The organism is Marinomonas piezotolerans, from assembly GCF_003362755.1.
Lineage (GTDB): Bacteria > Pseudomonadota > Gammaproteobacteria > Pseudomonadales > Marinomonadaceae > Marinomonas > Marinomonas piezotolerans.
This window is the reverse complement of record NZ_QKRA01000003.1, coordinates 1-14,122: the sequence shown is the minus strand read 5'-3', so window position 1 is coordinate 14,122 and position 14,122 is coordinate 1. Positions and strand designations below refer to the sequence as shown.

At 45.2% G+C, this 14,122-nt stretch carries 11 protein-coding genes; 8 read left to right on the top strand and 3 right to left on the bottom strand.

What is annotated here, in order from left to right:
* Nucleotides 1–92: 92 nt before the first annotated feature.
* Nucleotides 93–1,586 (top strand): sodium/proline symporter PutP, encoded by a 1,494-nt coding sequence (gene putP / locus DN730_RS07560; protein WP_115467520.1) that lies wholly within the window; start codon nt 93–95, stop codon nt 1,584–1,586.
* A 180-nt stretch (nt 1,587–1,766) separates the two neighbouring features.
* Here the strand turns inward: putP and edd are convergent, their stop codons facing one another.
* Nucleotides 1,767–3,581: a phosphogluconate dehydratase gene (edd, locus tag DN730_RS07555; RefSeq protein WP_115467519.1), complete on the bottom strand. Its 1,815-nt coding sequence runs from the start codon at nt 3,579–3,581 to the stop codon at nt 1,767–1,769.
* A gap of 363 nt (nt 3,582–3,944) precedes the next feature.
* On the opposite strand from edd, the gene gap reads away from it, so the two are divergent.
* From gap to DN730_RS07540, 3 genes are all read left to right on the top strand, one after another.
* Complete coding sequence (gene gap, locus DN730_RS07550; protein WP_115467518.1) at nt 3,945–4,958, top strand: type I glyceraldehyde-3-phosphate dehydrogenase; 1,014 nt, start codon at nt 3,945–3,947, stop codon at nt 4,956–4,958.
* An 84-nt stretch (nt 4,959–5,042) separates the two neighbouring features.
* Nucleotides 5,043–6,488: a pyruvate kinase gene (pyk, locus tag DN730_RS07545; protein ID WP_115467517.1), complete on the top strand. Its 1,446-nt coding sequence runs from the start codon at nt 5,043–5,045 to the stop codon at nt 6,486–6,488.
* Nucleotides 6,488–6,943: a methylglyoxal synthase gene (locus DN730_RS07540; protein WP_115467516.1), complete on the top strand. Its 456-nt coding sequence runs from the start codon at nt 6,488–6,490 to the stop codon at nt 6,941–6,943. The genes pyk and DN730_RS07540 overlap by 1 nt, the downstream gene beginning before the upstream one ends.
* 8 nt (nt 6,944–6,951) lie before the next feature.
* Here DN730_RS07540 and DN730_RS07535 read toward each other — a convergent pair whose 3' ends face one another.
* Nucleotides 6,952–7,875 (bottom strand): PDC sensor domain-containing protein, encoded by a 924-nt coding sequence (locus DN730_RS07535; RefSeq protein WP_115467515.1) that lies wholly within the window; start codon nt 7,873–7,875, stop codon nt 6,952–6,954.
* A gap of 244 nt (nt 7,876–8,119) precedes the next feature.
* On the opposite strand from DN730_RS07535, the gene purE reads away from it, so the two are divergent.
* The 3 genes from purE (at nt 8,120) to DN730_RS07520 (ending at nt 10,355) form a co-directional block, all read left to right on the top strand.
* Nucleotides 8,120–8,611: a 5-(carboxyamino)imidazole ribonucleotide mutase gene (purE, locus tag DN730_RS07530; RefSeq protein ID WP_115467514.1), complete on the top strand. Its 492-nt coding sequence runs from the start codon at nt 8,120–8,122 to the stop codon at nt 8,609–8,611.
* Between the two features lie 3 nt (nt 8,612–8,614).
* Nucleotides 8,615–9,676: a 5-(carboxyamino)imidazole ribonucleotide synthase gene (purK, locus tag DN730_RS07525; protein WP_115467513.1), complete on the top strand. Its 1,062-nt coding sequence runs from the start codon at nt 8,615–8,617 to the stop codon at nt 9,674–9,676.
* A 205-nt stretch (nt 9,677–9,881) separates the two neighbouring features.
* On the top strand, nt 9,882–10,355 hold the full coding sequence (locus DN730_RS07520; protein ID WP_115467512.1) for an Lrp/AsnC family transcriptional regulator: 474 nt from the start codon (nt 9,882–9,884) through the stop codon (nt 10,353–10,355).
* Here the strand turns inward: DN730_RS07520 and DN730_RS07515 are convergent.
* The gene (locus DN730_RS07515; protein WP_115467511.1) at nt 10,352–11,653 is read right to left on the bottom strand and encodes an MFS transporter; all 1,302 of its coding nucleotides are present in this window, start codon (nt 11,651–11,653) and stop codon (nt 10,352–10,354) included. The two genes, DN730_RS07520 and DN730_RS07515, sit on opposite strands and share 4 nt — an antisense overlap.
* Nucleotides 11,654–12,023: 370 nt before the next feature.
* Between DN730_RS07515 and DN730_RS07510 the strand changes: the two genes are divergently transcribed.
* Entirely contained in the window at nt 12,024–13,727 is a 1,704-nt protein-coding gene (locus tag DN730_RS07510; protein WP_115467510.1) for a protein adenylyltransferase SelO, read from the top strand.
* Nucleotides 13,728–14,122: the final 395 nt, after the last annotated feature.

The following is a 14,122-nucleotide window of genomic DNA, read 5'->3' as shown; positions in this document are numbered from 1 at the left end:
CGCCCAGCACAGTTAAACAAAAAGCCCATTCGCGCTTGTTTTTCGTCTAGCACACAGTAACGACATCTATAAATAAAACCATGGGGACTACAATGATTGAAAATAGCTTAGCAATAAGCTTTACGTTCCTCGCATACCTAGTGGTAATGCTTGGAATCGGTTTATACGCCTACAAACGGACGTCAAGTTCTGAGGACTATTTCCTAGGTGGACGCTCGCTTGGTCCTTGGCCAACAGCCCTTTCTGCAGGTGCATCTGACATGAGTGGATGGTTGCTTCTCGGGCTCCCTGGCTACGCATTTGCCGCGGGTATGGAATCCATCTGGCTTGCTGGTGGACTTTTAGCTGGCACCTATCTTAACTGGCTCATCTGCGCTAAGCGTTTACGCACATACAGCGTCGAATCCAACACCTTAACTCTACCAGAATACCTGTCTAGTCGTTTCCAAGACAAATCCAAACTGATTCAAACGATTTCAGCATTCTTTATTTTATTGTTTTTCTTGTTCTATACAAGCTCTGGTTTGGTAGCGGGCGGAAAGCTATTTGAAACCGTTTTCGGTCTAGATTACCGCTGGGCAGTTATCATTGGCACAATCTGTGTCGTCTCTTACACTCTTTTTGGTGGTTTCTTAGCAGTATCGTGGACAGATCTAGTACAAGGTCTCTTAATGTGTGCTGCACTTGCTATTGTGCCACTGGCTATCATGGAAGGAGAATGGTCAGCATTACCCGCGACGTTAGCTGACAAAAACCCCGAGTTGCTTACGATTTGGAATGACATTAGTGGCGACCCCTTGAGCGCCATTGGGATTATTTCATTGGTTGCGTGGGGGCTTGGTTACTTTGGCCAACCACATATCCTTGCTCGCTTTAAAGCAGCCCGTTCTAATAAAGATATCAGTACTGCACGCCGCATTGCCGTAGGATGGACAGCAATTTCGATGCTTGGTGCATTGCTGATTGGTCTAGTCGGTATTGTGTACGTTGATAACCATATGGGCGGAAGCTTAGAAGATGGCGAGAAAATCTTTATGATTCTTGTCAACGCAGTGTTTAACCCTGTCATTGCAGGCATTCTTCTTGCTGCTATTCTTGCCGCAATTATGAGTACGGCTGACTCTCAGTTACTCGTATCGTCCTCAGCTTTGGCGGAAGACTTTTACAAGGCTTGGATTAACCCCAATGCGTCGCAAAAACAAATTGTCAATGTTGGCCGCTTGGGCGTTGTCGCACTCTCTATTATTGCCTTAATACTTGCGTTTAACCCGGAAAGCTCTGTGTTAGGACTTGTGTCCTATGCCTGGGCTGGATTTGGCGCTGCATTTGGTCCTGCTGTCATTCTCAGCTTATTCTGGCGTAACATGAATCGTAATGGCGCGCTCGCAGGTATTGTGATTGGTGGTGTGACCATCGTGGTATGGAAACAAATTTCCGGTGGGATTTTTGATCTCTATGAAATTGTTCCAGGTTTTATCTTGTCCACATTAGCCATCATTGTTGTCAGTCTGATGACAGGCGCACCAGAGAAAAAGGTGCTAGACACATTTGATTCTTACGAGAGAAACTTAGAAACGCTTAATTAGATTAAGTGGGTTAACACTCTAAAAGCCAAGCTAGAAGACCGCCTTCCTAGCTTGGCTTTTTTTATGGCATACAAAAATGCATGAAATCGGCATCAGAATCAGTATATTTTAAATAAAAAAAGGCCTCCAAAAGGAGGCCAAAACACCATTACTAACAAAAGTTAGTAGTCAGAGAAATTCTTAGTCATTAAATAGGCTGCACGCCCCCTGCTCAGCACCACTTACAAGCATTCGTTGAGCACTAAATAATTCACGCCCCATGCCTTGATGAGATCCACTTAAATCAACCGCCTCAACTTGACGCTGCGCGAGTTCAGTGTCGTCGATCAACACTGATAATGTCCCTTCTACAGAGTCAAGACGGACTAGATCTCCATCTTTAATTTTAGCAATTAGACCGCCTGCTAGAGCCTCTGGGGTCAAATGAATGGCGGCAGGCACTTTACCGGACGCACCAGACATACGACCATCCGTGACGAGGGCCACCTTGTACCCTTGATCTTGTAGATTGCCTAGGTATGGAGTTAACTTATGCAGCTCAGGCATGCCAAGAGCTTTCGGCCCTTGATAGCGAACGACAGCAACACAGTCTCGTTTCAATGCACCGCTGGAAATTGCTTTAACTAGCTCATTCTGGTCGTGAAATACAACTGCTGGCGCTTCAATGATACGGTTTTCAGGCTGAACAGCTGACACCTTGATAACCGCACGCCCAAGATTACCTTGTAATAACGATAGGCCACCCTCTTTGCTAAACGGATTATCAATAGGCCGTGCCACACTCTCATCTAAACTTGCTTCAACGCCATCACGCCAGACGAGCGTCTCATTATCCAAAAACGGCTCTTTGGTGTAATGAGTAAGCCCTTTACCTACAATCGTATTAACATCTTCATGAAGCAATCCGCCTTTAAGCAATTGCTTAACAAGAAACGCCATTCCTCCCGCTGCTTGGAAGTGATTAATGTCCGCTTGTCCATTGGGATAAATACGAGTCAAAGACGGTACGACTTTTGATAACTGCGAAAAATCATCCCAGTTCACTATGATTCCTGCTGCACGCGCAAATGCAACGATATGCATTGTATGGTTAGTTGACCCACCCGTCGCCAGCAAACCAACCATAGCATTGACAATGGACCGCTCGTCGATGACCTCATAAATCGGTCGGTAGTCTTTACCTAATGCAGTAATCTTAGTCGTCAACTGTGCCGCATAGCGCGTTAACGCTTCACGTAATGGAGTACCTGGATTTACAAAAGAAGATCCAGGCAATTGCAATCCCATCATCTCTACTAAAAGCTGATTAGAATTCGCCGTGCCATAGAATGTACATGTACCGGCGCTGTGATACGACGCAGACTCTGCCTCCAGTAATTCATCTCGAGTTGCTTCGCCTTTAGCATAACGCTGACGTACTGCAGCCTTTTCAGCATTGGTAATGCCTGAGTGCATTGGACCAGCTGGGATAAATAGGCTTGGTAAATGACCAAAACGAAGAGCTGCTATCAATAACCCAGGGACAATTTTGTCACAGATTCCTAGGAAAACAGCGGCATCAAACATGTTATGGGACAAAGCAATTGCCGCACCTTGCGCGATATTGTCACGACTAAATAACGACAACTCCATGCCATCCTGCCCTTGCGTAACACCATCACACATCGCAGGGACACCACCAGCAAACTGAGCAATAGAGCCCATTTCTACCACGGCTTGACGTATGATATTTGGATAGTCTTCGTAAGGCTTGTGTGCCGAAAGCATGTCGTTGTAGGACGACACAATACCGATGTTTGCCTCGTCCATTAGCTTTAACGCTTGCTTTTCTTGGGGCTGACACGCAGCAAAACCATGCGCCAAATTACCACATGAAAGCGACCCTCTATGTGGGCCTTTTAACTCAGCCCGCTTCATATCCGCTAAATATTGAGTACGCAAAGTTCGACTGCGCTCAATAATGGCTTGGGTTACATTTTCCACGATCGGGTTCATTATTTACTCTCCGTACGGGCTTGTCAGGGCCACCCTGACAACCAATTTATGTAATTTTACTACATTTTAATAAAATATTCGCGACAAACAAGCCTAAAAAACACTTAAAAAGCCTTTTTATGTAATTTATTTACCAAAAAGACTCCACATAACCTGCTTTTTTTAGTTAGAATAGAGGTATAAGCTGACGAACGAAGTTATAGAGCATTTGAGTTACCGTTTTGATAACTCAAATGCTCTATAAAACGTAGATGTTGGAATTTATTTTTTATTTTTGTAGTGTTTTTACAATATCATCGAAACAATTCTGTCCTACACTTATTTTAGGATAGATCTATTTTTCAAATATTCTAGGAGTGAGATATGACGATTAAGGTAGCTATTAACGGTTATGGACGAATCGGACGCAATGTTCTTCGAGCTCTTTATGAATCAGGGAAACGGGATCAAATCCAAGTTGTAGCTATTAACGACCTTGGCGACTCAAAAATCAACGCCCATCTGACAAAGTACGATACTGTTCATGGACGCTTTAATGCGGACGTAAACTTCGACACAGAAGCGCTCTACATTAATGAAGATAAAATCCTTACGTACTCAGAACGAAACCCAGCAGACTTGCCTTGGGGGGACCTAGGTGTTGATGTGGTCTACGAATGCACCGGAATCTTCACAACGAAAGATAAAGCTTCCGCACACTTACAAGCAGGCGCAAAAAAGGTCATCATTTCTGCTCCAGGCAAAGAAGTAGATGCGACCGTTGTCTATGGCGTAAACCAAGACATTCTCACTTCTGATATGACTGTCATCTCTAATGCGTCGTGCACAACCAACTGTCTAGCCCCAATCGCCAAACCGCTCAACGAAAAGCTTGGCATTGAAAGTGGCTTAATGACAACCATTCATGCCTACACCAACGATCAACGTTTATCCGATGTTTATCATGAAGACCTATACCGCGCACGCGCAGCAGCGATGAACATGATTCCAACAAAAACTGGAGCCGCCGCTGCAGTAGGTCTCGTTGTTCCGGAGCTCGCGGGTAAATTTGATGGTATGGCTGTACGAGTACCTACTATAAACGTATCGCTTGTCGACCTTACATTCCAAGCGCCGAGAGAAACCACAGCTGAAGAAGTAAACAAAATCATTGCTGACGCTATTGCCGCTGATCCGGTACTCGCACAAGTGCTTTGTATTAACAATGAACCGCTTGTATCAATCGATTTCAACCATAGCACTTATACATCTAACTTTGATGCGACTCAGACGCGCGTTCAAGGTAAACTGGTCAAAGTTATGTCTTGGTATGATAATGAGTGGGGGTTTTCCAATAGGATGCTGGATAACACCATTGCATTGATGAACGCAAAGTAACGCGTTTCTATAAAGGCTGCTGACGCAGCCTTTTTCGTCTCTTATACTATCTATTACACGCTTTATAATTTTCTTGGATTGAATATGACTCGCAGAACCAAAATTGTTGCCACCTTAGGTCCAGCCTCTAGCTCCCCTGAAATGATTGAGAAATTGATCCTAGCAGGGGCCAATGTATTTCGTTTGAACTTCTCTCACGGTCAACCGGAAGATCATATCAACCGAGCAAACATTGTTAGAGAAATGGCCGCTAAGAATAATTGCCATGTAGCGATTCTCGGTGACTTACAGGGTCCTAAAATCCGCATTGCTCGCTTCAAAAATACTAAAGTTGAGCTGAAAGAAGGCGCAACTTTTATTCTTGATGTTGGTTTTGATAAAGACTCAGGAGATGAACAACGCGTCGGTATTGATTACCCGCAATTAGCGAAAGACTCATCCCCCGGCAATGTTCTCTTACTTGATGATGGGCGTGTCGTACTGGAAGTACTAGAAGTCAAAGGTACGGAAGTGATTACCAAAGTCATCGTTGGCGGCGCTCTTTCCAACAATAAAGGCATCAACCGCCAAGGGGGTGGTCTATCCGCCGCTGCGTTGACAGAAAAAGATAAAGAAGACATTAAAACTGCCGCGGCTCTGAAAGCAGACTATCTAGCAGTTTCATTTCCGCGTAGCGCAGATGACATAGAAGAAGCTCGGACGCTTGCAGAAGCCGCAGGTTTAAAAACAGGCATCGTATCGAAAGTTGAGCGAGCAGAAGCCGTTGCAGACGACGAGACATTAGACGCAATTATCAAAGCGTCTGACGCAGTAATGGTAGCACGTGGTGATTTAGGTGTAGAGATTGGTGACGCTGAGCTAATAGGCGTTCAAAAGCACATGATTAAACGCTGCCGCCAACTAAACCGTCCAGTGATTACGGCAACACAAATGATGGAAACCATGATCACCCAAGCCATGCCAACACGCGCTGAAGTATTTGACGTCGCAAACGCCGTTCTTGATGGCACTGATGCCGTTATGCTGTCTGCCGAAACCGCTGCGGGTGATTACCCAGAAGAAGTTGTCAAAACCATGAACCGTGTTTGTTTAGGGGCAGAAAAGCAACCATCGGTAATGCGCTCTAAGCACCGCATAGACATTACTTTTACATCTATCTCTGAGACGATAGCCATGTCTGCCATGTACGCAGCCAATCACCTCGAAGGTGTCAAAGCTATTATCAGTCTTACCGAATCCGGCACTACGCCTCTGCTACTTTCGCGAATTTCATCTGGCTTACCTATCTTTGCTTTGTCTCCTACGCAAGAAACCTTAAATCGCACAGCACTGTATCGAGGCGTTACACCGGTTGCTTTCTCTTCCAAAGAATTCAACATCGACACAATCGTCTCTGGCCTTGTTAACAAAGTAAAATCTTTAGGTTATATCAAAGATGGTGATTTAGTCATCATCACTAAGGGCGACCACTTGGTTTCACACGGCACAACGAACATGATCAAAGTCGTTAAAGTGGGTGAAGTCGCTTAATGGAAAAAATAACCATCACAACTGGAGCGAAAAAACGCATCGCTCTAGTGGCTCATGACAACATGAAGCCCGAGCTAACGGCTTGGGCAAACGCTCATAAAGAGAAACTTGTTGGGCATGACCTCATGGCGACAGGAACAACGGGCACGTTGCTGCAGAAGCAGTTGGGTGTCCCAGTTTCCGCTCTAATTAGTGGCCCCTTAGGTGGTGACCAACAGCTCGGAGGTTTAATAGCTGAAGGGAAGATTGACGTACTTATTTTCTTCTGGGACCCATTTGAGCCAATGCCTCATGACCCAGATATAAAAGCACTCTTACGAGTAGCTGCAGTGTGGAATATTCCTATCGCTTGTAGCGTATCGTCAGCCAACTTCTTGGTCAGTTCTCCACTTTTCGATCAGCCCTTTGAAAAGCAGATCCCAGATTACGATAGCTATCTGAAAGCGAGGGTTTAACCTCGCTTTTATTTTTCTTCCCCTCTGCTAAGTTTTAAATACGCACCCAAGCCTGCCAGCAAACCCACTGCTGATAGCAGCATCCATACTCCAAAGACGACATTTTGCATATTGCCACTCAGTACAGATTTGAACATTAGCAATAGAGCTTCAATGGACACAGCAATAATAATAGCAGCCATGAATCTCATTATTGTTCGTCTAGAGGAGCGGTAGTGATTGATGTCTTTGCTCATCAAAACTTCCTCTTCGAGTATGGTTTTGCCCAAATCAAAGACCGCCAATGAAAGCGTAAGCATCACCACTACACCAAATGAGGCGTTGGTCGCGCTGTGGTCTAATGAAAAACCTTCTTTTAGCGTATAAAAGGCGCCAGCTAGTAACCAAAGCGACACACCAATCAAGCTAATGCCAATGATGGTATACACCCCTTGGAAAAATGGGTGTAACCGACCACGCCGCTCATCGCCTAACAAATACGATACCAAACGAGCTAAATTGAAATTGATCACTAAATAGCCTTGATCTCCCCCTTCAGACGTGACGACATGGTGTACCGACGAAAGCGACAGCTTGTATGTCGCAGAGGATAGGTATGGGTCTGTGACGACGGTATGAGTAGTACTCGATTGCGCAGCGACAAAATAGGGACGATGGCTACGATCACTCCCCTTTCCCATATAACGATCAGGTGCTGCCGTAACATTTTGGCTATAAATAGTATCGTGAAGCTGCACTCCCGCTTGGTCTAAGCTGTACATTAATTCTATAAATGGATAAGCCTTAGACAATTTCACTAAGCTTGCCTTTTGTGCTTCAGGGTCAGCAATGAGCTTTTCTACATCAAGACTCGTTGTAATAGAAGCGAGTAAATCTTGTATAGTGGAGCGGTACTTACGAAACTTATCGAGCAATAGAAAGTGATTATGCATAACGAGCTCTTGCGGCAAATAATATAAATCGCCATGATATCAAAACCATGAATATTCACAATTCACAAAATCTATTTATAAACTAAATTTCATCGGCCACAGTTTCAAATCTCGCGGTTTAAACCAAAATCAGCTATATTATCGCCCCTATTTTGAAGAGTTATTTGTAACTCTCTAACCAAACAGAATTAACCTCCGACACCTCCCCTCTTAACCCGTTGGAGAACAGCGCAGGAGAATTATTTTGCACGCAAAAGTAGCCCTAATAATGGGATCAAAAAGTGACTGGGCCACCATGGAAGCTGCCGCAGAAATCATGGACAAGCTAGGTGTCGCTTACCATGTAGAAGTTGTGTCCGCACATCGCACGCCGGTTAAGCTTGCAGAGTTTTCTGAAAGTGCTGTTGAGCGTGGTTTCAAGGTTATCATTGGTGGTGCTGGCGGCGCTGCGCACCTACCAGGTATGGTTGCGGCCCATACTCGACTTCCAGTACTTGGTGTACCAGTACAGAGTAAAGCTCTAAATGGAATGGATAGCTTGTTATCCATTGCTCAAATGCCTAAAGGTGTAGCGGTGGGTACTCTGGCAATTGGGACAGCAGGTGCTTTTAATGCGGGTTTACTTGCTTGTCAAATCCTTGCAAATGAAGATTCAGACTTGGCTCAACGCATTGATGCGTTCCGCGATGAGCAAACTGATACCGTCTTAGCCAATCCAGATCCACGCGAGGCGTAACTTATGTCATCTATTTGGGTATTAGGTGCAGGTCAACTTGGTGCAATGCTTCAGCACGCTGCAACACCATTAGGGCTAGATGTACGACCAGTGGATATTGAAACGGATGAAGTACTCCCTTTAAAAGCAGACGATATAGTGACTGCTGAACGCGAAGACTGGCCTGAAACAGCGGCAACAAAGCAGCTTGCGGCACACCCTAACTTCGTCAACTTGGAAACCTTTCCACAACTCGCTGACCGTTTAACACAGAAGCAATGGATCGATAAGCTTGAACTTGCTACAGCCCCTTGGTTCCCAGTAGAAAGCGACTCAACAGCCGAAAAAGCATACCAAACCCTAGGTAGCCGAGTGCTCATGAAGCGCCGTCGTGGTGGCTATGATGGTAAAGGGCAGTACTGGTTAAAAGAAAGTGAAGGCACAGAAATTCCTGATGACTGGAAAGGTCTAGCCATTGCCGAACAAGCAATCAACTTCGATGAGGAAGTATCGGTCGTTGGCGTACGCGGTAAAAATGGTGAGAAATACTTCTACCCTCTTACTCTAAACCTACACATCAATGGAATTCTATACGCGTCCATTTCTCCTCTAAAACGCCTCTCTCATTTGCAGGCTAAAGCGGAGAACATGCTTGGCAAGCTAATGGATGCGCTTGATTACGTCGGTGTTATGGCAATGGAGTGCTTTCGCTGCGGTGATGACTTACTTATTAATGAGCTTGCCCCACGAGTCCACAATAGCGGGCACTGGACGCAAGCTGGTGCGAGCGTAAGTCAGTTCGAAAATCATATTCGAGCCGTCGCTGGACTCCCTCTAGCTCCTGCGGAAATCAAAAATCAAAGCATGATGATCAACCTGATCGGCATCGATGTAGATTATGATTGGTTGGCGATAAAAGGCTTGGAACTTTACTGGTACAAAAAAGATGTACGAGTGGGACGCAAGGTTGGTCATCTCAATAGTTGCTCGGGTGATACTGAACAGCTCCAAAGCATCATTAAAAGCCTTGAAGCGATGCCTGCCCCTTATGATGAAGCGCTCTCTTGGTTGTCAAACCATTTATAATGGCTAATATCGATATTGATTCCACAAAAGACCACATGCAAGTGGTCTTTTTTTGGTCTTTTTATTATGGAGACTTATAAAGTAACAACAAATATTGCAAAAAATGTGCTTGTGTATTAACAGAAATTCCATAGGATATTAGAGATAAAAAAATCGCCAGTAGACATTGATCTAAACTGGGGGAAATAACACCAAGGAATTTTGAATGAACGCACTCGAACTTGATGCTTACGACTGGAGACTACTTCAAGCCCTGCAATCAAATGCTCGGCTATCTAACGTCGCACTATCAGAGCAGGTCAACCTTTCTCCTTCCCAATGCTCTCGAAGGTTACACCGCCTTGAACAAAGCAACCTAATCGAGTCATATAATACTCAATTGAATATCAGTGAGCTCGGGTATAACGTCACAGCCTTCATAACCGTCACCCTAGAAAAGGGCAACACTCGAGCGCGAAAAAATTTCCAAGACCGTGTCGCAATGATGGACACTGTGCTTGAGTGCTATTCTGTGACAGGAGAAAGCGACTACTGGTTAAAAGTCATCGCACCTGACCTTCCTTCACTGGCGACTTTTTTAAGTGAAGACTTGGCATTTATGGAAGGAGTTAGAGACGCAAGCTCCACAGTCGTACTCAATAAAGTGAAACAGAGTGTAGCTGTTCCACTTCCTAGCTAACTTTGAGAAGTCTCTGGTAAACGCAATGCCATGACGACTCCCACCAACGTTATGCTGGAATATAGCCCAATGACAACTTCTAGAGGGACGACTTCTGCTAGTACGCCTAGTAGGCTCAATAAAAGAAGCAAAATACCGATGGCTGTATTACCTACAGCCGTATAGCTAGTACGCTTATTGCCTTCAGCCATATCGACCAGATAAGTTTTACGCCCTACACGTATCCCTTGATGAAACACCGTTAATAAAAAATAGAATAAAGGCAAAACCCAAACCTGCCCAATCACACTTGGTACAAAATGAACCATTCCAAGAAGAATAATCCCTGTCAAACCGCCTAAGGTCGCAGCACTAACTAACACTTTGCGGCTTGAAGCATCAGAGAAGCGCCCCCAGAACGGGCCCGATAGCAACCCTGCCAAACCACTGATCACCATAAATATAGCCAGCACCCAAATAGCATCACCAATATGCTTTTCTGCTAACAATACGTAATACGGAGCACTTAATGCTGTTCCCAAGAAAAACGCACGCGTCATAACGAAATGGCGAAAAGCTTTGTCTGTTTTAAGCAACGCCAGTTGTTTAAGAGCTCCCTTAATACTGAAGTCCGACTCTTCAGTATCACTTTCAGGCTCATTCAAACCAGAGAAGATAATGGCCGATACCGCCCAAAGCGCACCACCTATAATTAATCCCCAAACAAAGTAGCCAGAGTGCTCCCAATCCAATTGATCGCTGAATAGCATGAAGACCCCAATCCCTATGGTCACTAAGCCTGCAGCACTTGCGGATAATCCCGTGACTTGGCCACGTTCAGATTTAGGTATGGTCTTACCGAGTATGTCTTTGGTAGCAACCGAGTTTAAGCCTCTAGCAAGACTGAACAACGCCAACAAAAGCACTATGCATAACCCGGCACTTAAACCTTCTAAAGCGTAGGCAACGACGGCCATAAGTACCAAGCATGTGGCCTGTATTAGACTTCCTAACACCCAAACCCACTTACGAATCTTGAGCCTTTGCATAGCACTTGAGATAAAAAGCTGAGGCAACAATGATCCACTTTCGCGAATCGGCACCAACCAGCCAACTAAAAAAGTCGGCGCTCCAACACTTTGCAAAAGCCAAGGTAAAGTCACCTTAGGATTTATAATGGCATCACCTGTATTAGTTAGGAATTGCGCGCTGATTAACCTAAGAAAGTTTTTTGCTACCGAACGCTGCTCGCCCTCCTCTTTTTCACTCGATTTCACTATCCACTTATATAATTTCGTTACCCACGACTGACTGCTCATTCATTACATTCCTTACTGTTCGGCTTTATAAATTACGCAATAGTTTAACGAATCAGTTCAATCAATTGCGCAGCTAATCTTAAAGTAATAAGGTTCAACCTAATAAAATATTGTGACTCATCTGAGCAAAGCGCCGATAGAGACTCGCACAAACGGATCAGATGACATGTGACATACCTTCATTCACTCAATGCCGTCGACGAAATACAATACTCCACGTGCTCATGTAGATAGGCAAAATTTATTAAAACAGTCGTATCCTAGACATTACAATCATGTACTAATTCGATAAGACCCGTATCTTCATCCGTTCAAAGATGAGAAATTAAGCCAAACTTAATCGACGATTATTCAAGAGAGACGATGCAACATGGCAAACGACAGCACCAGTGATCACACTACCAAGACCTCAACCTTTCAAGAGTTCGCCGAGCACGTTGACTACTCTTTCATGGCGTCACTAAACGCCGATCCAGATGCCAACGACAATGGCAATGAGCACCACCCAAGACAAGTCTACTCTGGGCACTATGTCCCCGTAACACCAACACCTTTGCCAGACGCCGAATACATTGCTCATAGCACTACCTTTTTTAAAGAAATTGGCTTAGACGATGCCCTGGCTCTGACACAGGAGTTTCAGAGTGCCTTTTCGGGGGACCTGTCTAATGCTCCCGAGCCAATGCTAAAACTTGGCTGGGCGACCGGTTACGCACTGTCCATTTACGGGACGGAATACACTCAACAATGCCCTTTTGGTACCGGCAATGGCTATGGAGATGGTCGTGCCATGTCGATATTTGAAGGTGTTTTTAAAGGTAAGCGTTGGGAAATGCAGCTAAAAGGGGGCGGGCGCACACCATACTGTCGGGGCGGTGATGGGCGAGCAGTGCTGCGTTCTAGCGTACGTGAGTTTTTGGCGCAAGAGGCCATGAATGCATTGGGAATTCCCACGTCTCGCTCTCTTAGTTTGTTTGTTTCCAAGTCCGAGCAAGTGCAACGTCCTTGGTACTTTGAAGGCTCTCAGTCTAATGATCCAGAAGTCATGGTTTCCAACCCAGTGGCGATTTCAACCCGAGTAGCGCCGTCATTTATACGTGTCGGTCAACTAGAGCTTTTTGCTCGACGCGCTCGCAGTGATGCCTATCCAGACGCTCTCAAAGAGCTTGAAATGCTTGTACGTCACGTAATAGACAGAGAGTACCATGAAGATATTGATTCCGCTCTGGCTTTCCCTGATAAGCTTGTTAAACTCGCTCAATTATTCCGTGATCGGTTAAGCTCGCTCGTTGCTGACTGGATTCGTGTCGGTTATTGCCAAGGCAACTTCAACGGAGACAACTGCCCTGTTGGAGGCTATACGCTAGATTATGGCCCGTTTGGCTTCTGTGAAATGTTTGACCCAGTTTTCCAACCTTGGACTGGCGGTGGCCGCCACTTCTCATTCCTAAACCAGCCTCTAGCGGCACAGCAAAACTTCAATATGTTCTGCAAATCCTTAGAACCCTTGCTGCAACAAGAACCCAATGCTCACCAAGCGCTGCTGCAAATACGGAATGAATTCGGTTCGGTTATGGAGCAAAAAGTCGAAGCCATGTGGGTCAGTAAACTAGGGCTTGAATGCTATGACTCAGAGCTTGTGGTACAGCTATTAAAACTGATGGTCAGCACTCGCGCCGACTTCAACATGTTTTTCCGTGAGCTGTCCCATGTACCCAAAGACATCGCAACACTAGCGCACAGCTTTTACAAAAAGCCAACGCAAGAACAATTAGACCAATGGCAACAGTGGCTCGATCAATGGCGGACAGCCATCAACGCAGATGAACAACAAGCTAGCGTTAGCCAAGCTATGAAACAGATCAATCCAAAATATACTTGGCGCGAGTGGCTTATCGTTCCGGCTTACCAACAAGCAGAGCAAGGGAACTATGATTTGATTAGAGAATTGCAAGAAGTATTGAATGCCCCCTACCAGGAGCAGTCTCAAGAAATGGAGGATAAATACTACCGTTTGCGCCCAGAAGCGTTCTATCGCATGGGCGGCGTTAGCCATTATAGCTGTTCTTCGTAAAGTCATTCTGCATTGAGGCGAGGGGCTTCGTATAAAGGGGCTTTCGCTCATGACGGTTGGTGATGGTCGCTTGGTTTAAGGCTCTTCTGGGCGTACAACATTAAGCAGCCAATCTGCTTAACTGAGGAGCCCCAAAACTTTTTACAGTGCCCATTCGAATCAGTGTCACCGATAGGTAGCCCGACATGCCATCGAGCCATTTTCGCAAGACGGCCTTTCAAATAGACACAAAAAAAGCCCTTACTCATGATACCTCAATTTATGAGGTTGACCCGTCCTAAATAAGGTTGTCACTTTTCAATACAACAATTGGAGAGTGCAATGACCACAACATCTAAGCGTACACAGCGTGATTATTACCTTGCCTTTAAATTGGCTGTTGTTGATCAAGTAGA